Annotated in this window: 18 protein-coding genes and 1 tRNA gene; 11 read left to right on the top strand and 8 right to left on the bottom strand. The window is 67.7% G+C overall.

Annotation, left to right across the window (positions count from 1 at the left end; all coding sequences use genetic code 11):
• Window positions 1-161: 161 nt before the first annotated feature.
• The 4 genes from FHX72_RS07875 to FHX72_RS07890 all read left to right on the top strand — a co-directional run bounded on the left by FHX72_RS07875 (window position 162) and on the right by FHX72_RS07890 (window position 4,319).
• A complete protein-coding gene (locus tag FHX72_RS07875; RefSeq protein WP_068480614.1) occupies window positions 162-1,295 on the top strand; it encodes a GNAT family N-acetyltransferase in 1,134 nt (377 codons plus the stop codon).
• Between the two features lie 41 nt (window positions 1,296-1,336).
• Window positions 1,337-2,860, top strand: a complete 1,524-nt coding sequence (gene gltX / locus FHX72_RS07880; RefSeq protein ID WP_104284870.1) for a glutamate--tRNA ligase — start codon at window positions 1,337-1,339, stop codon at window positions 2,858-2,860.
• A 218-nt stretch (window positions 2,861-3,078) separates the two neighbouring features.
• The gene (locus tag FHX72_RS07885) at window positions 3,079-4,164 is read left to right on the top strand and encodes an NAD(P)/FAD-dependent oxidoreductase (RefSeq protein ID WP_183624231.1); all 1,086 of its coding nucleotides are present in this window, start codon (window positions 3,079-3,081) and stop codon (window positions 4,162-4,164) included.
• Between the two features lie 83 nt (window positions 4,165-4,247).
• Window positions 4,248-4,319, top strand: a tRNA-Gln gene (locus FHX72_RS07890).
• A gap of 286 nt (window positions 4,320-4,605) precedes the next feature.
• Here FHX72_RS07890 and FHX72_RS07895 read toward each other — a convergent pair.
• Both FHX72_RS07895 and FHX72_RS07900 read right to left on the bottom strand, forming a co-directional pair.
• On the bottom strand, window positions 4,606-5,763 hold the full coding sequence (locus tag FHX72_RS07895; RefSeq protein WP_183624233.1) for an FAD-dependent oxidoreductase: 1,158 nt from the start codon (window positions 5,761-5,763) through the stop codon (window positions 4,606-4,608).
• Between the two features lie 178 nt (window positions 5,764-5,941).
• On the bottom strand, window positions 5,942-7,144 hold the full coding sequence (locus tag FHX72_RS07900; protein ID WP_183624235.1) for a hypothetical protein: 1,203 nt from the start codon (window positions 7,142-7,144) through the stop codon (window positions 5,942-5,944).
• A 179-nt stretch (window positions 7,145-7,323) separates the two neighbouring features.
• On the opposite strand from FHX72_RS07900, the gene FHX72_RS07905 reads away from it, so the two are divergent.
• Window positions 7,324-8,535: an ATP-grasp domain-containing protein gene (locus tag FHX72_RS07905; protein WP_183624237.1), complete on the top strand. Its 1,212-nt coding sequence runs from the start codon at window positions 7,324-7,326 to the stop codon at window positions 8,533-8,535.
• A 99-nt stretch (window positions 8,536-8,634) separates the two neighbouring features.
• Here FHX72_RS07905 and FHX72_RS19645 read toward each other — a convergent pair whose 3' ends face one another.
• Together FHX72_RS19645 and FHX72_RS07915 are read right to left on the bottom strand one after the other, a co-directional pair.
• Window positions 8,635-9,558 (bottom strand): phosphatase PAP2 family protein, encoded by a 924-nt coding sequence (locus tag FHX72_RS19645; RefSeq protein WP_183624239.1) that lies wholly within the window; start codon window positions 9,556-9,558, stop codon window positions 8,635-8,637.
• Between the two features lie 55 nt (window positions 9,559-9,613).
• Window positions 9,614-10,069 carry a YbhB/YbcL family Raf kinase inhibitor-like protein gene (locus FHX72_RS07915; protein WP_183624241.1) on the bottom strand — a complete coding sequence of 152 codons (456 nt, stop codon included), beginning with the start codon at window positions 10,067-10,069 and terminating at the stop codon, window positions 9,614-9,616.
• Window positions 10,070-10,314: 245 nt separating this feature from the next.
• Here FHX72_RS07915 and FHX72_RS07920 point away from each other — a divergent pair, with 245 nt between their 5' ends.
• Window positions 10,315-12,237 (top strand): BCCT family transporter, encoded by a 1,923-nt coding sequence (locus FHX72_RS07920; RefSeq protein WP_338110081.1) that lies wholly within the window; start codon window positions 10,315-10,317, stop codon window positions 12,235-12,237.
• A gap of 108 nt (window positions 12,238-12,345) precedes the next feature.
• Window positions 12,346-12,717, top strand: coding sequence for a RidA family protein (locus FHX72_RS07925; RefSeq protein WP_068480591.1), 372 nt, complete (start codon window positions 12,346-12,348; stop codon window positions 12,715-12,717).
• A 227-nt stretch (window positions 12,718-12,944) separates the two neighbouring features.
• On the opposite strand, the gene FHX72_RS07930 is transcribed toward FHX72_RS07925, so the two are convergent.
• Complete coding sequence (locus FHX72_RS07930; RefSeq protein ID WP_338110082.1) at window positions 12,945-14,135, bottom strand: alpha/beta fold hydrolase; 1,191 nt, start codon at window positions 14,133-14,135, stop codon at window positions 12,945-12,947.
• Between the two features lie 55 nt (window positions 14,136-14,190).
• Window positions 14,191-14,463: a hypothetical protein gene (locus FHX72_RS07935; protein ID WP_068493678.1), complete on the bottom strand. Its 273-nt coding sequence runs from the start codon at window positions 14,461-14,463 to the stop codon at window positions 14,191-14,193.
• Between the two features lie 211 nt (window positions 14,464-14,674).
• Between FHX72_RS07935 and FHX72_RS07940 the strand changes: the two genes are divergently transcribed.
• Complete coding sequence (locus FHX72_RS07940) at window positions 14,675-15,559, top strand: Ltp family lipoprotein (protein WP_183624245.1); 885 nt, start codon at window positions 14,675-14,677, stop codon at window positions 15,557-15,559.
• Between the two features lie 73 nt (window positions 15,560-15,632).
• On the opposite strand, the gene FHX72_RS07945 is transcribed toward FHX72_RS07940, so the two are convergent.
• Entirely contained in the window at window positions 15,633-16,412 is a 780-nt protein-coding gene (locus FHX72_RS07945; protein ID WP_068493676.1) for an SDR family oxidoreductase, read from the bottom strand.
• 591 nt (window positions 16,413-17,003) lie between these two features.
• Between FHX72_RS07945 and FHX72_RS07950 the strand changes: the two genes are divergently transcribed.
• From FHX72_RS07950 to FHX72_RS07960, 3 genes are all read left to right on the top strand, one after another.
• Window positions 17,004-17,420: a DUF7882 family protein gene (locus tag FHX72_RS07950; RefSeq protein WP_183624247.1), complete on the top strand. Its 417-nt coding sequence runs from the start codon at window positions 17,004-17,006 to the stop codon at window positions 17,418-17,420.
• Complete coding sequence (locus tag FHX72_RS07955; RefSeq protein WP_183624249.1) at window positions 17,417-17,761, top strand: HlyD family secretion protein; 345 nt, start codon at window positions 17,417-17,419, stop codon at window positions 17,759-17,761. Before FHX72_RS07950 ends, FHX72_RS07955 begins: the two co-directional genes overlap by 4 nt.
• Window positions 17,762-18,540: 779 nt before the next feature.
• Entirely contained in the window at window positions 18,541-19,866 is a 1,326-nt protein-coding gene (locus FHX72_RS07960) for an AAA family ATPase (protein ID WP_183624251.1), read from the top strand.
• Window positions 19,867-20,135: 269 nt separating this feature from the next.
• On the opposite strand, the gene FHX72_RS07965 is transcribed toward FHX72_RS07960, so the two are convergent.
• Window positions 20,136-21,632: a DUF222 domain-containing protein gene (locus FHX72_RS07965; RefSeq protein WP_183624253.1), complete on the bottom strand. Its 1,497-nt coding sequence runs from the start codon at window positions 21,630-21,632 to the stop codon at window positions 20,136-20,138.
• Window positions 21,633-21,840: the final 208 nt, after the last annotated feature.

A 21,840-nucleotide genomic window follows, 5' to 3' on the forward strand; every position in this document is an offset into this window, starting at 1 on the left:
GCTGGCAGCGATTTCGTGTCCCACGGTGAACGCGGTGCCGTGCGGGTGGATGCGCGGGGGCTTGCCGGTCGACACGCCGCCCCTTGAGGTGCGTGCTGGGCCTTCGATACCCTTGCCGGCTGCGATGTTGCAGCTTCACCGCGCCAACAGGAAGCCCTTCGATGTCGTCCGATACCACTGCCACCGACAGTTCTGCCACCGCCCGCACTGCCCCGGACGGGTTCACCGCCGAGCCCCTCCCGATTCCCGCGTCCCTCGACGACGCCTCGGCCGGGCCATTCCATGAGATGACCGCGCTGCGCAACGCCGTCGCGCGGGACACCTATGCCAGCGACGACTTCGTCCTGCCAGCTGAGGTGCTGCTGCCCGGCTACGAGCCGAGTGACTACGAACGCAGGGACGGGCGGCTCATCCGAGAGCACGGGCGGCTTGTCGGCCGCGTGCTCCTCGACCTCCCGCTGACCGAGGACGTCGAGATGGCGAAGGTCATGCTCGAGATACACCCGGATGCGCGGGGTCGCGGGTTCGGGTCCGCGGCCTATGAGGTGGGGGAGCGACTGGCGCGGGAGGCGGGTCGCACCGAGATCCGCACCTGGGTCGTGCATCGGGAGGTCGTGGGTCCGCGCATCCCGTCGCCCACCGGTGTCGGCGACGTGCCGGCTCTCGATGCGGCCGCGCAGATGCTCGTGCGGCGCGGCTTCCAGCTCGGTCAGGTCGAGCGGATGAGCGTGCTCGAGTTGGGTGAGGAGCACGACCCGGCGCTGCGGGCGCTCCGGGACGAGGCTCGCGAGGCGGTGGGCGACGACTACCGCTACGTGTCGTGGACCTACCCGACGCCAGACGAGTACGTCGACGACTACGCACAGTTGAAGGCCCGTATGAGTACCGATGCGCCGCAGGGGGACCTGGCCGAGGACGAGCAGCAGTGGGACGCCAAGCGGGTGCGCGACGAGCTCGAGGCGACGGCGCTCGCCCGAGGCGACCAGGTGCTTGTCGGCGCGATCGAGCATGTGCCAAGCGGGCAACTCGTGGCCTTCACGGAGCTGCAGCGCTTCGACGACGGCACGAAGCGCGCCGACCAGGAGGACACGCTCGTGTTGCGCGAACACAGGGGGCACCGGCTGGGGATGCTCGTCAAGGCCGAGAACCTGCTCGCGTGGCGCCTGCTGTCGCCAGCCACCGAGCGCGTCTACACCTACAACGCCGAGGAGAACCGCCCGATGCTCGACGTCAACGAGGCGCTCGGTTTCCGACTGTTCGTCAGCGAAGGCGCCTGGCGGAAGACACTGGACTGATCGCCCAGCGCCTGGCCGCGCCCCGGTAAGCTGGGGGCCTCATGACTGCATCCTCTTCTTCGCTCGTAACCACCGCAACGGGCAGCGATGTCCGCGTCCGCTTCTGCCCGTCTCCCACGGGCACCCCGCACGTCGGGCTCATCCGCACGGCCCTCTTCAACTGGGCCTACGCGAAGCACACGGGCGGCACGTTCGTGTTCCGCATCGAGGACACGGATGCGGAGCGCGACTCGGAGGAGAGCTACCAGCAGATCATCGACGGTCTCGGCTGGCTCGGCCTGGGCTGGGATGAGGGCGTCAACGTCGGCGGGCCGCACGAGCCGTACCGCCAGTCGCAGCGCACCGACATCTACCTCGACGTCATTCAGAAGCTCCGCGACGCCGGCCACCTGTACGAGTCGTTCGCGACTGGCGAGGAGATCGAGGCGCGCAACATCGCGGCCGGTCGCGATCCGAAGATGGGCTACGACAATTACGAGCGCGACCTGTCTGCCGACGAGATCGCACGCCTCAAGGAGGAGGGTCGCGAGCCGGCGCTGCGCCTGCGTGTGCCGGACACCGACCTCTCGTTCGACGACCTCGTGCGCGGCGAGATCACGTTCAAGGCGGGCTCGTTCCCCGACTTCGTGCTGGTCCGGCCGAACGGCAAGCCGCTGTACACGCTCGTGAACCCCGTCGACGACGCGCTCATGGGCATCACCCACGTGCTCCGCGGCGAGGACCTCCTCTCGTCGACGCCGCGCCAGATCGCGCTCTATCACGCGCTCATCGACGTGGGAGTCGCCGAGTTCATTCCGCGCTTCGGCCACCTGCCGTACGTCATGGGTGAGGGCAACAAGAAGCTCTCGAAGCGCGACCCTGAGTCGAACCTCTTCCACCACCGAGACCGCGGCTTCCTTCCGGAGGGCCTCCTCAACTACCTGTCGCTGCTCGGCTGGTCGATCGCCGCGGACCGTGACGTGTTCACGATGGACGAGATGGTCGTCGCGTTCGACGTCGAGGACGTCAACCCGAACCCGGCACGCTTCGACCTCACCAAGGCCGAGGCCATCAACGGCGAGCACATGCGCCTGCTCGCTGCCGACGACTTCGCGTCTCGCCTCGTCGCTCCGCTGCAGCTCGCCGGCGTGCTGTCGCTCGAGCCGACGGATGCGCAGCTCGAGCTCCTCGGGCGCGCGGCGCCCCTCGTGCAGGAGCGCATGCAGCTCCTCGGCGAGGCCCCCGAGATGCTGGGCTTCCTGTTTGTCGACGCCGCCGATCTCGAGGTCGAGGACACGGCGGTCGGTTCGCTCAAGGGCGACGTGACGGGTGTGCTCGACGCATCCATCACGGCACTCGACGCGCTCGACGCGCCGGATGCGTGGACCACCGAGCGGATCGAGGCTGCCCTCCGCGGCGCCCTCATCGACGGGCTCGGCCTCAAGCCGCGCGTCGCGTTCGGGCCGATCCGCGTCGCAGTCTCCGGCCGCAAGATCTCCCCGCCCCTCTTCGAGTCGCTCGAGCTGCTCGGCCGCGAGCAGTCGCTCGCACGTATCCGCTCGCTCGTCTCGCGTCTCGCGGCGTAGTTCGCGACGCGCATCCACCCCGAGACTTGTTTTCGGAGTGGCGGCATGGCGTGGCGGGGTGGGAGCGGTGGCGTCGTGGAGTCGCGCGCTCAGCGCGCCGGAGCCCTGCGTGAAACCGCCGCGACTCGCGCCGCCCTCGCACGTCGTGACGGGTGAGGCTAACCTCAGTGGATGCCCGTTCGGCCGAGCTGGCGGGCGCGAGACTCCGGGAGGACTGCATGACTGAGGCGTTGGGAACGCACTACGACGTCGTTGTCATCGGGGGCGGCCCCGCGGGGCTGCAGGCCGCGCTGATTCTCGCGCGCCACCGCTACTCGACGCTCGTGCTCGACGGCAACAGGCCACGGCATTCGGCGACGCTTGAGGCGCACGGCTTCCTCACCCGCGACCACACGGCCCCGAACGAGCTGCGGCGGCTCGGGCGGGAGGACGTCGTGGCCTATGAGGATGCGGAGATTCAGTTCGCCCAGGTGACACGGGTGCGTACCCTCAGCGACGGCGAGGCGGCGGGCGCCGGAGCCTCACAGGGGGCCGCGTTCGAGGGGTCGTTCGCGTTCGTGGCGGGTGGTGTGCCCGTCGCTGATGGGCAGAGCTTCAGCGCGGACCCGCGCGAGGTCGCGTCGCGTCGTCGGGACGGTGTGCGTGTGCCGTACCGGTTCGCCGTCGAGGCGAAGGGCGTGCGGGGCACCCCGGCCCGCGCCGTATTCGCCCGTTCAGTCATCCTGGCGACGGGCCTCACCGAGGTGCTTCCGGCCCTGCCCATGTTGCGCGCGTTCTACGGCACGAGCATCCACAGCTGCGTCGAGTGCGACGGCTGGACGCAGCGCGATCGCCGAGTCTCGGTCATCGCGGCGCCAGGGGTGACCGACCTGTACGAGCGTGCCGTCCAGCTCACGCGCTTCAGCGGTGCCCTCACGGTGTTCGCGGGGGAGAGGCAGCTGGGTGCGCTGCAGGAGCTGGACCTCCTGGAGCGTGGTGTTGTCGTCGAGACCCGCGAGGTCGTCGACGTCGAAGGCGGGCCGGGTGGGGTCACAGGCGTTGCGCTCGCCGACGGTGACGTCGTGACGGCCGAAGCGGTCTTCGTGCGCCCGAACTACGTCGCGAAGCTCGACTTCGCGAGCGAGCTCGGCATCGAGTTCGATGGGCTGGGCCTGGTGGCGGCGGATGCGCACGGCCGTACCAGCGTGCCCGGCATCTACGCGACGGGCGAGCTGACGGGTCCTGGCCCGCAGATGCTGATCGTCGCTGCAGGCAACGGGGCGCAGACCGGTATGGCCGTCGATAGGGATTTGCTCGGCCTGTAGGTCCGGCCCTGAGCGCCCCGCGCCACGCTGATTTGATCAGCCTCCGGGAGTGCGCTATGCTCTCTGAGGCGCTTCGGTGCCAGTGGGGTATGGTGTAATTGGCAACACGGAGGTTTCTGGTACCTTTGTTCTTGGTTCGAGTCCAGGTACCCCAGCAAGTTTGAACATCCCACAGTTCTTGAATTTCACGCAGTTCTTGAATTTCACGCTGTTCTGGAGTTCCAGACATTTTTTGGATTTCACGCAGTCCTGTACGACACGAAATGGCCCCGCCGAGCGGGGCCTTTCGCATTCCCGCCTCGAGCTCTGTTCCTGCCTCAAGCTCTGCGGAGTCGCTCGCGGAAAGGCATCAAATCCAGACCCGGACGCGGCCGCAGACCCGGACCCGGACCCGGCCCGAGACGCGCGGGCGCAGACATGGGTGCGGGCGCGGGCGCAGGCTCAGCGGAAGATTCCTGCGCGGGCGAGCGAGAAGTGCGGGGCCGCGTGTGCGCGTCCCCGCGCGAGGTTCGCGAGCACCTCGCCGACGGCCGGAGCGAACTTGAAGCCGTGGCCCGAGAAGCCGGCGCCGACGACGATTGGTCCCGAGCGGTCGAGGACAAACCCCGAGTCCGGGGTCGTCGTGTAGGTGCAGCTGATGTCGACGGCGGTTTCCGCATCCGCGCCGGGAACCCACTGCCGAACGTACTCGCGCAGCTGCTCGAGCTGGTCGGGGTCTGCGGTAAAGCTCCGCTGGTCGGGATCGGTGACGGGGCCGACCCCGTGCCAGCCGACTTTGATGCCCTCGCCCGGCGTGTGCATCCCGTAGATGCCGGATGGCCACCACTCGCCGCCGATCGCTGCGCTGCGGTGGTTGAAGGAGGGGAGGAGCTCGGCTGCTGCGGCGAACTCCGGTCGAACGCTGAAGTGCGCCGGCTGCTCCTGCGTGACGACGAGCGGTGGCAAGGGCAGGTGCGCGCCGAGGAGCTTCTGCGTCCAAGCCCCTGCTGCGACGATGACGCGGCGGGCCTTGATCGAGACGGCCTCGCCCTCCGCTCCGAGCGCCGAGACGCTCACCTCATGGTCGGCCCGCGGCGTGACGTCAGTGACGCGCAGACCGTGCCGGACGATTCCGCCGTGAGCCGCCGTCTGACGATGCAGAGCGTTCACGGTGCGGTCGGCGTAAAGGCGACCGCCGCGGGGGAAGAACCGAACGGCGTCGTCAAAGCGCAGCAGCGGCCAGCGCTCTTGGGCGACCGCGGCTGGCAGCTCCTCGGAGTCGAAGGTGCCCGCCCGGTCGTCGTCATTGCCGGGTGCCGCAGGCCGAGACCCGCGGTCGATGAAGCCGATCTCGTCGAGGAGCACGTCGCCTGAGTCGTCTTCGAGCTCCCGCCACAGCGTGTGGGCTCGGTTCAGGAGCTCGAGGTAGTGCGGTTCGGCGTAGACGGGGTTGAAGTTGCGGGTCGCGCCGTGGGATGCGCCGTGTCGATGGCCCGGCTCGTAGCGTTCGATGAGGGCCACGCTCACTCTGCGGCGCGCGAGGCTCCAGGCGGCGGATGCGCCCATCACCCCGCCACCCACGACAACGACTTCGACGTCGATCTGCTTAGTGAGTGACATGTCCGGCTCCCGTTCCGGCTGGCCCCGTGGCACGGGGAACATCGCCGGACGCTACCAACCCGAACGTCGTCGGGTCGTCGGGCTGCGTGCGGGAAGTCATCCGAGCACACGTGGCTTCAGAGTTCTAACTTCGGCTGCTTCTCCTTGATGTCGTGGGTCGTGAGTGGCGGATTCAGGACTACCTCGCGGCGGCAGTCGCAGCTTCGGCGGGCTCCGCGGGTGCGGAGACCACGACCGGGTCTTCCGTTGCCGTTGCATCCACGGCTGGTGCCGGCGCAGGTGACGCCTCCGGTGCAGGTGCTGCCGCTGCCGCTGCTTCTGGCGCTGGTGCTGGCGCCGCACCGTCGTCGATCGGCTCGGCCGCGGACGCCAGGTGCGCGTAGTCGCCGAACGCGTCGATCTTCGCGCCCTGCTCGTGGAGGAGGGCCGTGAACTGTTCGATCTGCTCAGCCGTGAGGGGGCGGCGCCTGGCACGTTCCCGCCGCACGAGGAGATCGAGGAACTGCGCCTCGTCGGAGATGACTGCCGAGCGGTCTGCGGACGGGGTGAGCGATGCTGCGTCCGTGAGGACCTTTGCGGCGGCGTTGGAGTAGAAGACGCAGGTGTCGACGGTGATCACCTCGCCGAGGGCTTCTTCGGTGAATTGGGCGAGCTGTGCCGCCTTGGTGAGTGCCTGCCTTCGCGGCGACGCGTCGCCGAGGTGGGTGATCACACGTAGGGTGCCGTCCGCAGGCTGGTTCGATTCGTCGGCGGAACCCGAGGCGCGGCTGCCGACGATCTGGAGGGCGAAGGGTGGGCGCAGTGCCGTGTCGTCGATGAGGTTCGCAAACGCGGGCTCGGCCTCGCCCGGACGCACGCCGTCGAAGATCACGCCGTCCCAGGTCCTGTGGTCGACGAGGAGCGCGCCGGCGTCAGTGAGCAGCACGTGGTCGAGCTGCACGACGTGACGGTTGGTGCTCATGCCCTGCTGGACGAGGATGAATGTGCGAGTCGCGAGAACACCGTTGAGCCCGAGCGTCGCGCTCGCCTGCAGGATGGCCTCGCGCGACACGAGCTCCGTCTCGACCGACCGCCTGGCTCGGTCCTTGAGGAAGTCGACGAGCATCCGGCGGTCTTGGAACGCAAGTTCATGTGCTGACGCGAGCTGCCCCAGCTTCGTCTCGGCTTCATCCAGCACCATCTGCTTCTGCTGTTGGAACTCCGAGTAGGCGCGCTCGGCCTCGGCGTTGAGCGCCTTCCGCTCGGCCTCCGCCGCGTTCTGGCGCTCCTCAAGCGTCGCCCGCCAGCGCTTGTTGGCGTGGCTCCGAAGTACGAGAGCGATGATGCCTGCGATTGCCGCCCCGAGCACAAAGCTCAGCGCAACCCACCCCTGAGTTTCCATGGTTTCAGTACAGCACCGGCCGCCGACATTTCACGTGACCGCCGTGCGGGGAGTCCGCCAAGGAGGCCGGATGCGGGGAGTTTCGCGGGGAGTTTCCTCATGAATGTCCGGGTCGAGGATGCGACGTCGACTTCACTAGGCTGGCGTGACCCCGCTTTTCCCCTCGAGAGGATTTCCTCGTGCGAGTACTTGTCACCAGTTCCCGGAACACGTTTGCGCTTGACATCATCCGCAAGCTCGGCAGCACTGGGCACACGGTGTTCGCAAGCGACACGTACGAGGGAGCGATCGGCAACCACTCGAGGTATCTTGCAGGGCACATCGTGACGAATTCGCCGCGATTCAACACCGATGAGTTCATCGCAGACCTCGTGAATATCGCGGAAGAGCACAAGATCGACGTCATCATCCCGACGTTCGAGGAGGCCTTCTACCTCGCGGCCCGCGGCCACGAGCTCCCGGACGGCACCAGCGTATTCACTGGCGGGTTCGAGCAGCTCGCACGCCTGCACGACAAGGCCAGCTTCAAGCGCCTCGCCATTGAGGCCGGCGTGCCCGTGCCGGAGACGATCGTGGCGAACAGCCCCGAGGAGCTGCAGTCGGCAATCGATAAGTACCCGAGGTTCTTCGCGCGCGCCGCGTTCTCGCGCGGCGGCGTGGGACTGCTCACGAACACCGGACCGCTTGCCGGCAAGATGTCAGTCGAGGACGCAGTGCCCACGCCCAACCAGCCTTGGCTCGTGCAGCCGTTCGTGGACGGACCGATGATCTGCACGTACAGCATCGTCGTCGATGGCCGCGTGACGGCGCACTGCACCTACCGCGCGCCCGAGCAGTGGGCGCACAGCACCGGCATCTCCTTCGAGGCAATCGACAGCACGGAAACGCTCGACTACACGCAGAAGCTCGTCGACACCCTCGACCCGAACTACACGGGCCAGCTCTCGTTCGACTTCGTCGACAACGACGGCGGGCTGTTCGCGATCGAGTGCAACCCGCGCCCCACAAGCGGCGTCATCCTGCTCGAGGCTGAAGAGGTCTCGGAGGCGTTCAAGGGCACCAACCCGGAGACGTTCGTGGTCGCGCCCGGCGTCGAGCGTCAGGTGAAGCTGGCCGTGCTCGCGGATGCGTTTGCCGAGCCCATCAAGCACCTCCCGAAGTCGCTCCACGACCTGCTGCACGTGCGCGACGTCGGCGCCGGCTGGCACGACGAGCTCGCCATGCTATGGAGCCCGGCGACGATCGTGCACGGGGCCCAGCTCTCGCCCGGCGAGCGCAAGGAGCTGCTCGCGGCCCTCGGCGCGGACATCGTCTGGAACGGCGAGCCCATCGACGGGATGCTCCCCGAGGACCGCGAAGCGCTCGAGGCAGTGCACGAGCAGCGCGTCTGAAACTGACCTCGAGCTCACCTGAAAACGACGGTGGCCCGCCTCTTCAAAGAGGCGGGCCACCGTCGTTTGTAGTCAGTCTGTGTCCCTGGGAGAGGAGCGCTACCTCTCGAGGTCCGTTTCCGTGCCGGTGCCGGTGCCGGTGCCAGCCCAGGTCGGTGCTGTGCCTGCTGATCCTGACGGTGCTGCCGCCCCCGACGCCGCCCTGACCTGCCGCGCGTGCCGGTGCTCGCGGATGGACAGGTAGAGCCGGTGCGCGAAGATCACGAACGCGAGCCACGCGGCGCCGATGACCCAGCCGGCGAGCACATCCGTGAACCAGTGGTGACCCAGGTATACGCGCGAGAGGCCGACGGTGAGCGCGAAGAGCGCGGCAGCGAGCGCGATGAGCACCCGCGCGCGTCTCGTCTGCCGTCTGAGGATAAGCAGGTAGGCGATGACGCCGACCACGGCGACCGCATTGAGGGTGTGTCCGCTCGGGAACGACGCCGAGGTCTCGAAGGGCGGCACAGCCTCCGACTGCTCGGGCCGCACTCTGCCGATGAAGTTCTTGCCGACAACGGTCATGAGGAGCGACCCGCCGCCCGCGGCGACGATGAGGATGACCGGGGTCCACGATCGGCGCCGGATGGAGAGCACAAGCAGTGTCGCGATCGCGATGATGGGCATGCCGATCTGACCTGCGATGTCGGTGTATCCGGTGATGACGGCGTCCGCGACGGGGGAGCGCAGGGTGATCGCGTAGTCAAGCAACGGCTGGTCGAGGCCGGCGACCCCGTCCCTGTCGGTCACGGCCTCGTAGATCTCGGCCGCGAGCACGCTGAGCCCGACCACGATCGCCAGCCCGATCACGAGCAGCAGGATCAGCGCGCTGTTGGGGCCGACCTTGTCGCCGACGACTTGCACGCTCTTCTCGACGGCACGCCCCGCCTTCGACCGGGGCGGCCGCGGGGCGCGGTTGTCGATGGTGGTGTCCTGGGCGAGCTCGCCTCGGACTCCCTGGGTGGGGTCATGGGGGTGGGTCACCGCACCAACTCTAGGCGGGGCGGCTGAGGGGAACGCCGGGGGTAGTGACGCCGCTTCAGTTGGAGTAGAGCCCCACGATGCGGTTCTGCTCCAGGATGGCGTGCGCGTAGCCCTCAAGGAACTCTTCGCGGGAGGGGATCCCCTCGACGTGGTGGTCGAGCGCGTAGACGGTGAAGAAGTAGTGGTGGTCGCCGTGGCCAGCCGGGGGTCGCGGGCCCATGTACTCGTTCTTGCCCGCGGTGTTCGCGCCGACGCGGACGTTCTCGCCGCCCACATCCACGGCGCCGTCGCGGGCCGGGTGGCCGTACACAACCCAGTGGGTGAAGCCGAGCGGAAGGGGCGCATCCGGGTCGTGCACGAGGAGCGCGAGCTCGACGGCCTCGGCCGGGACGCCGGTGATCTCGAGGCGCGGGGCGGCGTTCCCGCCGTCTGCGCTGAACTCGTCTGCGAGGCGGGTTCCGGGCTGGAAGTCGGGGCTGCTGATCTTGAGGTCGGCGATGTTGAGGGGCATGGGTGTCCTCTGCGTTCGGGGGAGGGATGGACGTGCGGCGGCAGCTGTTCTGGCCGCGAGAGCACGCGTATCTCCGCCAAGTCTGGCAAGCGGGCCTCCGAAGTTCCTCGACCCTTCGGGTAACGTTGCACCCCGTTTGCCTTCCCCCGAGAGAAACGGACGTTCCCCGCGCCATGAGCTCACGGGACACACCACCCTCCTCGCCCGGACCGCAGTCCCCGTCGTACGGACCGCAACGCAAGCCGGTGACGCGCATCATCCGGGAGGTGATCGACCCGGATCCGGTGCATCCCGCCCTCATCCCCGGCATCGGCGTTGAGGAGACGGGTCGCGCCTTCCGAACGAACTGGTGGGTGTTCGACGTCGCCGGTGCTGGCGTCGTCGCGGTCATCGGCTGGGCTCTCCTCGACCCGGCCAGCATCTCCGCGGTCGGCTCGGTGTCACTCGACTGGGTGACGGAGAACCTCGGCTGGCTCTTCTCGGCGCTGACCATCGTCGTGGCGATCTTCATGCTCGTCGTCGGCTACGGCCGCACGGGCGGGGTGCGACTCGGTGCCGACGACGAGAAGCCCGAGTTCTCGATGATGTCGTGGATCGCGATGCTCTTTTCCGCTGGCATCGGTATTGGGCTCCTCTTCTACGGACCGATGGAACCGCTCACCTACTTCCTCGCGCCGCCGCACGGTTTCAACGTGGAGCCGGGCAGTGTGGATGCGATGCACACGGCGATCGCCCAGACGGTGCTGCACTGGGGGCCGATGGCGTGGGCCTACTACGCGCTCGTAGGTGGCGCTATCGCGTACGCGGCCTCTCGGAGAGGCCGACCTCCGCTGATCTCGGCGCTCTTCGACTCCGTTTTCTCTCGGCGCACGCAGGGCTGGTTTGGGCCGATGGTCGACATCTTCGCCATTCTCGTGACGCTCTTCGGCACTGCCGTCTCTCTGGGGATCGGCGCGTTGCAGATCGCTTCGGGCGTCGAGATGGTGACGGGGCTCGGATCGCTCGGCAATGGTTTCATCATCGGGGCGATCGCTGTGCTCACGGCCCTCTTCATTCTGTCCGCCGTGTCGGGCGTGAAGCGGGGCATCCGGATCCTGTCGAACGTCAACATGGTCGTCGCGGGCGTCCTGGGTCTCTTCGTGCTCATCGCCGGTCCGACGCTGCTGCTCGCGAACATCATCCCCGCCGCGGGCGTCGCGTACTTCAGCGAGCTCGGGACAATGCTGATGCGCAATGCCTCGATGGGGGACGAGACGGAGGTCTTCATGCAGGCTTGGACCACGTACTACTGGGCGTGGTGGGTGTCGTGGACGCCGTTCGTGGGCCTGTTCATCGCGAAGATATCCCGTGGCCGCACGCTGCGCGAGTTCGTGACGGTTGTCATCGTCGTGCCGTCAGCGGTGTGCCTCGTCTGGTTCGGGGTCGTGGGCGGCACGACCATGTGGTTGGAGACGCAGGGGGCCGGCGTGAGCGGGGCCGGCTCGCCTGAGGCGCAGCTCTTCGCGCTGCTGGACGCGCTGCCGCTGGGGGCGATCACGAGTGTCGTCGCCCTGGTGTCGATCGTGATCTTCTTCGTCACTTCTGCCGACTCGGCCTCAATCGTGATGGGCTCGATGAGCCAGCAGGGTAAGGGCGAGCCGTCGCGCTGGGTCACCATCTTCTGGGGCCTCATGCTCGGCCTCATCGCCGCCTCGCTGCTGCTTGCGGGCGGGCGGGATGCGCTCTCGGGGCTGCAGGCGATCATGGTCGTCACGGCGTTGCCGTTCGCGTTTGTCGTGATGGGCATCATGTGGGCGTGGGCGAAGGACCTGCGCATGGACCCGTACATGATGCGTCGTCGCTACGCGAAGGAGGCCATCGACGAGGGCGTGCGTGCAGGCATCGCCGAGCACGGGGACGACTTCGTGTTCGGGGCGAGCGTCGTGGAGGCCGAGCACGGCGCCGGTGCGTGGCTCGACTCCGAGGACCCGGCGCTCACCGAGTGGTACACGGAAGCGACGACGGGGATGCTCGACGTCGTGAAGGCGGATGATGCGTCGGAGCGGGGTGCGTCGCCGAGCGAGTCGGAGGCGCAGGGTCGGATTGAGGCGCCGGCCGCGAGGGAGGCACTCGAGGCAGGTGAGACAGGACGAGATGCCGACGGCGATCCGGGCCGTGTCGAAGTCTGACGCGACCGCGTCCCGGATGCTCGGCGTCGTGGGATGCTCTCTTCTGGATATTGCCTGCCAGGACCCGCTCCCCGTGAGGAGCGTGCCTGCCCACATGAAGGAGCCCCCATGACCGAACGCATCAACATCTCCTCCGGCTCGCCCTACGAGGCGACCGTCGGCTACTCGCGGGCCGTGAAGGTCGGCAACCAGGTCTTCGTGGCCGGCACGACGGCACCCGGTGTCGACGCTGAGGAGCAGGCGCGGGAGATCTTCGAGCGCATCGGCGCCGCGCTCGAGCAGGCGGGCGGGAGCCTGGCTGACGTTGTGCGCACCCGGGTCTTCCTCGTCGACATCGAGCGCGACTTCGACGCCGTCGGCGCGGTGCACGGCGAGGTATTCGGCGAGATCCGCCCGGCGTGCGCGTTCATCGGCACGGCTGGCCTCGTCGCGAAGGACCTCCTGCTCGAGGTCGAGGTCGACGCAGTCATCAGCGCGTAGCGCGGGCGTGGCGCGGGCGTAGCGCGACGCGTTCCGTGTCGCGTTGGCGTCGGCGGCCTGGGCCCGAGCGTGGGCTCGGGCTCGGGCTCGTATCTTGACAATTTAAGGGCGAAGTGGTTCGTCGGTTCGATGAGGCCCTCGAAGTTCCGCGGATTCCCGGGCATGTTTTCGCGGGGCGAAGCGGGCGGAGTCCACTTCGCCCTTAAATTGACGAGAGGGTCACCGCGCTACGGCCGGATCGTGCTCTCGACGAGGGTCGCGGCGCCGAGGAGCTCCGGGATGCGCGCTGCGAGTCCTCGGCGCGGGAGACGGTTGAGCGCCGCCGCAGCCCCGGGGAGCGCGTGCTCTTGGCCGCGCACGAGCGCGCGGATCGCGTTGAGCAGCGCGAGCGGATGCGATTCGAGGGCTGAGTGGCCGTTCTCGATGTGCACGAGCACCGCATCCTGCGCGGTCGCGGCGATGCCTCGCGCGATGGGCGGCGGGGTGCGGAGGTCGCGCTTGCCGACAAGGAGTACCAGCGGCCACGGGAACTTCGGGGTCTCCGCCGCGAGGTTAAACGGTGCGCCCGCGAAGGCGGGGAAGAGGTCGGCGATCTCCGAGTAGGTGAGGGCGGGGTCGAGCGGCAGCCCGTCCGGGGTGCCGCCGTAGCCGAGCTCGCGGAAGCCGATGACGCCGGCGAGGTCGAACTCGTAGATGCCGGGGAAACGTGCGATGGAGCGGTCGCGGGTCGCGTACAGCTGCAGGGCACTCCAGGCGGCCGTGTGTGCGTGGTTGGCGCGCTGCCGCAGCACCGGCAGGAGCAGCTCGTCGCCGCCGAGCTCGTAGGCGGCGCGGGCGACGTCGAGCAGGATGCGCGAGTCGACGCCCTGGTCGATGAGCGCGTGAGTCGCCTCGGCCGCGGCGGTGTCGGCATGCCAGAAGAGCTCGCGCACCGTGTGGCGCTCCAGGTTGAGCGACTCCGCGGACTGCAGGGCCGAGTCGAGCAGCATGCCGGCGACGCGCTCCGGGTAGCGTGCGCCGAAGGCCGAAGCGAGGTAAGTGCCGTAGGAGGCGCCGACGATGTGCGCCTTCGGAATGCCCTCGTGGTCGAGGACGGCAGCGATGTCGTCGATGACGTCGCTGATGCGCATCGCGGAGGTCGGCAGGTCACGCCCAGACGCGTCCGCGCGCGAGAACCCGATGCCGCGGTGCTCGACCATGATCACGTCGAGTCCGCCCTGCGAGGCGCGCCTGCGGAAGCCGAGGTAGGGGAGCAGCGACCCGAGACCGGGGCCGCCGGGGAGCACGACGACGGGCGTGCATGCGCGAGGCCCCGTCCGCACGAACGTCAGGTCGAATTCGGGCGTCGACTCCGTGGCGGGGCGGCGCAGGCGACGCGCGTGCCGGTCGGCGAGCTGCGGGGGAATCTGCGGGGCCACGCGCTCAAGTTAGCAGGGGAGGGCCGCGCCGCTTCTGGGGTTCGTGTCCCTGCGCTCAGTCGTGAGGTCGCGTCTTGTGGCGGCGCGCCGCCAGCCAGCCGGTGAGGGCAGCCAAGGTCAGGGCGGCCAGCCAGGCCCACACGTGGGTTCGGTTGCCGGCTAGGGAGAGCGGGTAGCTCTCGCAGTAGGAGAGGGCAGGGTCGCTGTAGTTATCGACACAGATCGTGTAGTCGTGTGTTGGCGCCAGGACGAGCGAGATGAGGACCACGACGACGGTTGTCCAGAGCCAGATCCGCGCGGTGGATCGGGGCTCATTGAACGCGGGCATGAGTCATGTCTACCCGAAATGTGCCGCTCGAGTTCCTGTGCGCCAAAGAGCGAGTTCGTGCGAGGAGTGAGGTCGGCGGGGGAGAGCGCCGTTGCGTCCGGCGGAGGGCCCATTGTCCGGGTAAATGGGTGTGGGGTTGGGGGAATTAATCCCTCGTGGACCTGGGGTTCGGTGGTGTATTTGCATACGGTAATTCTGGCAAGATTGGCGAATGACTACCCCCTACTCGCCTGAGGGCTCCCCGTCGGGCGATTCGCCCCGATCACCTCAGCACTATTCGAATTCTCCTTCGGCGAATTCGGCGCCCACCTACGAGCCTCCAGCGCACTACCAGGCTGCCATTCCGAATGGCAGCACTCCCAGCGGATGGCAACCACCCAAGCCGGCTTCGGGCATCGCGCTCGCGGCGCTGATCGTCGGCATTGTCGCTTTTCTGATCGGCCTTGTCCCTGTCGCTGGCATTCTCGCGGGCTTGGCCGCGATCGTCCTCGGCATCTTCGCGCTCGTGAAGAAGCAGAAGAAACCCTTCGCGATCATCGGTCTCGTGCTTGGCGCGATCGCGCTGTTGTCATCGGTGATCACGACTTCCGCACTGGGTTCGATCGGGGGCGAAGTTGCCGGCGTTGTCGAGACCGCCGCTGCGACTGCGCCGGCCGAGCCCAGCGTCGAGGCGGCCGCTCCAGTCGAAACCACGGCTCCGGTTGCAGCGCCAGAGCCAGTTGTCACGCCTGAGCCTGTGGTGACGCCTGAACCTGAACCGGCACCCGTGGCACCCGCTGCGCCCGCGGTTCCCGTCGAGTACTCGTCGGCGCTGACCAAGGCGGACATCTACGCAAATCAGATGCACATGAGTAAGGCTGGACTCTACGACCAGTTGGTCTCCGAATACGGCGAACAGTTCTCGGCGGAGGCTGCTCAGTATGCGGTTGACAATGTGCAGACCGACTGGAATGCCAACGCTCTCGCGAAGGCCAAGACGTATCAAAACGAGATGGCGATGTCACCGGCTGCAATTCACGACCAGCTCACGAGCGAGTACGGCGAGCAGTTCACCGTCGAAGAGGCGGATTACGCGATCGCGAATTTGAACGCATAGCCAGCAATATTCGAGAGCGGGCCACCCGAATCGGGTGACCCGCTCTTTCCCGCTGAGCGGTCGAAGGGGTCGCCTACCCGAACTTGAACCCGCCGTTACTGGAGAGTACTTGCCCGTTGATCCAGGCGCCGGCGGGTGAGAACAGGAAGCGCACGAGGTTCGTCGTGTCCTCTGCCGTCCCGAGGCGACCAGCCGGGGTCGCCTCGGTGCACCAGGCGCGGGTCTTATCGTCCATCCACCCCGTATCGATGGGGCCGGGGTTGATGACGTTCGCGCGCACCCCGCGGTCTTTGAGCTCGACGGCGGCCGCCGTGACGATGCGGTCGAGGGCGCCCTTGCTCGCCCCGTACGGCAGGTTGTCGATGGTGTGATCGCTCGTGAGGGCAACGACGCTCGCCCGGGGCGTCCCAGGTTCGGACTTGAGGGGAAGCTGCTCTGCGAACGCCTTGATCAGCAGCCACGTCGCGCGGGCGTTGACGGCGAAGTGCCGGTCCCAACTGTCGAGGTCCGTGGTCAGGATGGAGCTGTCGACCGACTCTGCGTGCGACATGACGAGGCCAGCGAGCGGCCCGAGCGCCCGGGCCTGGTCGACGATTGCGGCCGGGGCGGCGGTGTCGCTCAGGTCTCCCTCGATGAGCTTGACGGATGCACCGAGCGAGCGGCACAGGTCGGCGACGGCGCGCGGGTCGTTGCCGATGCGCTCGAGGCCAACCCGGTCGTCGTATGGCGTCCAGTAGTTGAGTGCGAGGTCCCAGCCGTCTCGGGCGAGACCGATAGCCAGCGCGGCACCGATCGAGCGTCTGCGGCCGACGCCGGTGATGAGCGCGACTTTTTGTTCTCCTGCCTCAGTCATGCATCCACCGTACGAGTTCGCCGGCGGCCGGTGCGAGGGCGGTGGGACTTCCCTCCGCGGCAACTCGTCTTTCTGAATGTGAGGTCAGTAAGCGGCCGGTGTCGTCTGTCGAGACCTCCCCCCGGGGCTGGTTCGATCCGGACGGCCGAATTGGGGGCAACCAGTTCGGCTGTCCTGGATGCAGTTGGCTTCGGCAGGGCGACGAACCCGCCGCCGCGAGCTGCGGCGAGCAGGCCGGAGTGGCGGAGTCGGTCTTGCTCCCATCGGCGACGGAGTCGTTGCCGCTGATGCGCACGAGAATGTCCGTGGGCTCCTCGGGGTGTCCGCGGCATAGCATGGAGCGAAAGGCGCGAATCACTCAGCCACTCCTCATCGCGCTCGGGCAACGGCAGTGTCACGCGGCGGGTGTGTCTGGTATGCCGCGCGACGCGAGATCAGGTTCAGGCGCAGGGAATGCGGACCCCGCGTGCAACACTCAGAGGACTTCGGTTCCCCCTTGCCCCTCCTTCATTCGTCGGGGCGCACGCCGAGTGGTCGAGACGGGTACGTCGCCTTGGTTTCTCACAACCCAGAGGTGACCTCATGGGATTCATGTACTACGGCAGTCAGAGCCACGAACTCGAGATCGACGACCGGCCACTTGCTCACCTCAAGATTGCCTTGCTGAGCTTGCTGAGGGCGGGACACAGCGTCGCGTTCTCCACGTCGCGCCCCGCCGGTCAGGGCAGCGGACGGGAGACGCTTTGGATCAGTCCGGCCACGGACCTGCGGTTCCGCTTCGTCGACGGACGGCTGCCGGCAATCAACGACCAGTGGGTGCGCGCCATCATCGGCTCTGCCGATTCGGCCGCTGGCATGCGGATTTGCCCGGAGCCGGCCCACGCGAACCCGCTGGCCGCCGGACGCGACGGACGCACCGGACGCACCGGACGCACCGGACGCGAGCTTCCGTTCGCCGCGGCGTTAGGTCGTCCAAGCGCCGGGGAAGCTCTAGGCTCTGAGCTGTGAATGCGAGCGCGGACGAATCAGGCAAGCAGTCGGAGCTCATGCTCCGCGTCCGAGAGGCGTACCTGCGGACGAGGGAGCTGCGCTCACGCTTGGCCGCGCTCCGCAGCGAGGATCTGCACGCCCCAGGCTCCCAGTCGCTTTCCCAGTCGCTTTCCCAGTCTCTGTCGCTGCGGGCGCGCGCCGAGCGCCAGGCTGCCGACCGGGAGCGGCTCGAAGCGGAGCTGGCCACCAAGCTGGAGCTCGACGCCGCCGAGCGAGCGCTGAGCGACGCCGAGGCGGCCGTGCAGGACTCCCTAGACGGCAACGGCGACGAGTGGATGATCGGGGTCGGCTCGCGCTGACCTGTTCCCACCCAGCGTGCAGCGCTCGCGAGCACGCGCCCAGACTTGCGCGCTCAACTGCCCGGGTACCGGTTCGACGACATGAGGCTGAGTCGGCACGGCGGGCACTGCATGAGGAATGAGGGTCTACTGGAGTGCCGATGCTCCCGGGTCACGTGGCTTCCCGTGAGCTGCTGTAGGCGGAGCGTGACGGTGACGGCGGGTTCATGCTGGCTCACTGGGCTGTCTGCTCTCGCGGGGTCTGTCTGCTTTGATCGGGCTTGTCTGCAGTGATGGGGCTGTCTGCTTTGATGGGGCTTGTCTGCAGTGATGGGGGTGTCTGCTCTCGCGGGGTCTATCGGCTCTGACGGGGCTTGTCTCAGGCTGAGGTCTCTTGCTGGGTTGTCGTGCCTGGTCGGTCGTCTTGGGAGTGATTTACCCCGCGAGGATCGTCCGGCTTAATCCCTCTGTGGCGATTCTGGCCCGGTCCGTTAGGCTAGCGTCTGGAGTTATGTGAACGGCCAGCGCGGGTGTGGGCGCCTGGCCTTGTGTGCTGACCAGGCGTCGGCGGCGACGACGCGTGCTTCGCCTGGTCGGCACCTTGCGCCTTCGTGTCGGGTGCGAGCATCGAGGAAGATTCCAGCGGCAGGGCGGGGTTTCGAGATGAGCGGTGCAGTGTCGCGCCAGGCGGTTGCTGAGACGGAGCGGGCGGGGTCGGCGGTGCCGAGCGAGCGTGAGCAGGCCGTGCTGGCGCACTGGCGTTTGGTGGTCGAGGGGATCCCGGGTCATTGTCGAGGAGATTGGCCTTCGAGCGTCTCGTGCCCGTGCACCGGGGCAGCGTCCTGGCGAGTTACGTGAATGGTGCGCCGATCCTTCGCCGCGAGCATCCGCATCCTCGCCTCTTCCCGTTTCCGTTCAACCTGAGCCAGCGGCAGGCAGTTGAGCATGCCCTGACAGCACAGGTCTCGGTCGTCGAGGGTGGCGCCGGGATGGGGAAGGCACAGGTGATCGTGAACGTCGTCGCGAACCTGCTTGCACGCCCTGGGGCTCACGTCGCGGTCGTGGCGGCGGAGGATGCCGGCCTGGACGATGTGCGTGAGCGTCTCGACGATGCAGGTGTCGCCTTCGCGATTGCGGGGCTCGGCACCGTGGCCCGCCGGGAAGCGTTTTTCGCGGGTCAGGCTGCGGGGAACGCGGCGCTTGGCGCGTTCCTGGCTGCGGCGGGTCGGCACGCATCGTCGGAGGTTCCGGAGGCGGCTCGGCTCGGTACGGTCGACGAGATGCTGGCTGTCGCGCAGGGAGCGGAGCGTCGTCGGTCGGAGCTGCACGGTGAGCTGACGGCGTGCGAGCGTGAGCGGGAGCGGTTCCACGAGTTTGTCGCAGCCGGGATCGAGCCCGATCTCGGGGAGTTGCCGCTGCTCGCCGTCGCCGCTCCGGCGCTCGCTGAGGCGGCCGCGGTGGTTGAGGTGAAGGCGAAAACTGCCGCCCTGTTCTCGGCGATTCCGCTGTTCAACCGCGATTCGGTGTCGGTGACGATGGACGCGTCGAAGGCGAGCGCGAAGGAGCGCGGTCCGCAGCTGATCCGTTTGCAGGTTGAGTTCTACCAGCGGAGGCTGCAGGAGCTTGGGCAGCAGGTCTCGGAGGCCGCGCATGCCGTGGAGCAGATGCGGGCTCCGGAGCTTGTCGATGAGCATCAGGCGCTGTCGGCCGAGGCGTTCGAGTCGGCCCTGCGGCGGCGCTTCGCTGGGGCCCCGCGGAGTGAGTACGCGAGCACCACGTATTGGAAGGATTTCGAGGGGTTCGTGCGCGACTATCCGGTCGTTTTGAGTCGGAGCGTGTCCCTTTCTGAGAGTTTGAGCCGGGGAGTCATGCTCGACTCGGTGGTCATCGATGGTGCTTCCCAGCTTGATCTCGTGACGGCTGCCACGCTGCTTGCGTGCACGAAGCACGTTGTTGTCGTTGGCGATGGCGAACCGTTCGCGCCGGCCGCTGACGAGGCGGCTGCCTATGCGGCGGCGCCGCAGGTGAACGTCGGAGCGTACGACTTCAGCAGGTTCAGTTTGCTGTCGTCGCTCGTGGAGCTCTACGGGGCTGCACTGCCGAGGGTTGTGTTGCGCGCCGACTAGCGGATGGTGGCCAACTCCCGCGGTGGAGGCCGCGCACGCCCCGAGGTGAAGGTGGATAAGTGCCGTCGGTGGGTGAGGGCCGTCGGTGGCTGAGAGTCATCGGTGGATAAGTGCCGTCGGTGGGTGAGGGCCGTCGGTGGCTGAGAGTCATCGGTGGATAAGTGCCGTCGGTGCGTGAGGGCCGTCCGTGGATGAGGGCCGTCCGTGGCTTAACATCGTCGGTGGATCAGGGTCGCCGGTCGGAGTGGCTGTTCCTCCTGCCTGTGGTTTCAGGGTCTTCGGTTGATCTGCGGGCGTGAGGCTTGGACGGTGTTGCTCGTGTAGCGGCGGCGGCGGGCTGTTCTGCGGGGGACGTGGTGTCCGAGGGCTGGCACGACGTGCCAGCGTCCGCTGCTGCCTTTGATGACGACGAGCCGTCCACGGTGGACTTCGTGGTGGTGGAAGGAACACAGCAGGATGCCGTGTTTCACGTCCGTGGGTCCGCCCTCACTCCACGGTTTGGTGTGGTGCACTTCGCACCAGCGGACTGGTGCGTTGCACCCGGGCGCTCGGCACTGGCGGTCTCGGGTCGCGATGGCTCGACGTTGGGCGGTGGTGAAAAGGCGCTGTTTGCGGCCGAGGTCGAGAATCTCCCCGGCGCGGCTGCGCGTCGCGACGCGGATGAAGCTGTCGCACATCATCTGCGCGGCGACACTGGGCGGGATCGCTTCCCCGGTGCGCTCCAGGTGGGGAACGTCCTCGGGGCGTACTGCTGTTCCAGTGATGCCGGCCTGGGTGGTCACGATGACGACAGTGGGGGCTTCCCCTCCCGTCCTGGGCGCGTCGGGTGACTCGGCGTAGGCGCGCACGACCATCGTGAGCGCGTCGATGCGCTGCTGCTCGATCGAGCGTGGGTCCACCAGTGGAACCTCAACATCGTCGCTGTCTTCGTCGAGCGGGTGCTCGTCGGCGCCGAGCGCTGGTGCCATTGGCTCCCCGCACTCGGACGTTGCCGGGAACTCAACCCTGCGCCGCGGCGAGAGTAACGCGTCGAACACCGACATCAATTGCTCGCCCTGCTCGGGCGTTGCAGTGAACTTCCCAACCACCGCGCCGTCGCTGCGGCGGGAGATCCAGAGGCCGCGCTCTTCCGCGATCTTGTCCGCCCGCGGCTCGGCGCCGTCCGGGTCGAGGTAGGACACCCACGTCGCTGCTTGAGCCTCGAGCACCTTCGGCACCGCCGGCTGCTCGTCCTCCGGGTTCACCCCGCAGGCCGACGCGACCAGCTCCAATTCAGCCCGCTCGAGCTCGTCGACATTCACGCGGTTCCCGGTGTGATCGAGGCCCTTCGTGATAGCTGACGCTTGCGCGATCGACATGACCGCCGACCCGACTGCCTTCGAAACGGCCGGATACTTCGCCGGGATCGACTCGCCCGTGACGCTCATCCGCTCCCGCGTCGCCGCGGCCACCCGCACCAGCGTGCTCGCTTCGAACGGCCGCACGGCGAGAACCTGCTCCACCATGGCCGTCAGGTTCCGGAACCCCGACTTTCGTGCCACAGACTCCGCCCGCGGCGACTCATCCTCGCGCCGCAGCAACTCGCCCGCGACCTCCACCAACGCGGCATCCAACACGCGCCGACGAGCCGCCAATTCCCGCAGCGCGATCACGATCTCCGCATCCGGAAGGCCTGCCAGCTGGCACCGCGCCTCGAGCAGCGCATCTACCACAGCCGTCTCCATCGACGACTGGCGATACGCCTCCTGCTCCGACTGTGATGCCACGATAATCTCCCCCAAGATCACCGCCAGCCTAACGGCAAGGCCTTAATTAATTCAGTTGTCAACAGGGCTTTTCTGAGTCAATTCGTTTATAGTTACGAAGGGTGCCCTTAGTGTCGGGCAAGTCTGGCGGCGCACAGGTGGCTGCGAAGTCTTGAGCTGTTCGCCAATGCGGTGCGCTGTGGCTGAGCCGACTTCCTTCTCCCCCTCC

It is taken from the genome of Pseudoclavibacter helvolus (assembly GCF_014191305.1).
Taxonomy (GTDB): domain Bacteria; phylum Actinomycetota; class Actinomycetes; order Actinomycetales; family Microbacteriaceae; genus Pseudoclavibacter; species Pseudoclavibacter helvolus.